We start from the raw sequence: 471 nt of genomic DNA, 5'->3' as shown, positions 1-471 counted from the left end.
ACACTAAAGTCTCCATCCTTGTTCGAGGTCGTCTTCGCTACCTCATTACCATTATTATCAACCAAGCTTATAACTGAGAACGGAACACCTGAATGCCCAGTTATGGTTGGAGTATCGATGTTGGTAATACCATCAATATGACTACTACCAGTATCGGTTGTCGGATCGATATGCAGCTCATCTAACTTATTGTCAGGTGGTGTTATTTTTGGAATATTAGGCTGATTATCTAGTAGCTGTGGCACTTGATTTAGCTTAGGTGTCAATACAGCAGGATCACCATCTTTAGCTGGTGCGCTAACTAACATACTAGGTTCAAACGTCAGGTATTTAGTGGATGTGCCACCATGGTTATCTGAAGTACTAACTTCAAAGAACTCTTTACCATGATAAACACCCTGATTATCAATACTCATTCCCGCAACAGACTGGTATTGTATATAAGTATATTTACCCGTTGTCGTATCAAGT

At 39.9% G+C, this 471-nt stretch carries 1 protein-coding gene; it reads right to left on the bottom strand.

Features of this window, described 5'->3' with window-relative positions; all coding sequences use genetic code 11:
- Positions 1–471 (bottom strand): Ig-like domain-containing protein (locus AB4585_RS29395; RefSeq protein WP_372172363.1); only part of this gene is annotated, 471 nt, incomplete at both ends.

Origin of the sequence: Vibrio sp. 10N.222.49.C9, assembly GCF_041474985.1 — a bacterium.
In the GTDB taxonomy this organism is placed as follows: domain Bacteria; phylum Pseudomonadota; class Gammaproteobacteria; order Enterobacterales; family Vibrionaceae; genus Vibrio; species Vibrio crassostreae_C.
Note: the sequence above shows the minus strand (reverse complement) of the source record. Positions and strands in the feature narration are given on the sequence as shown.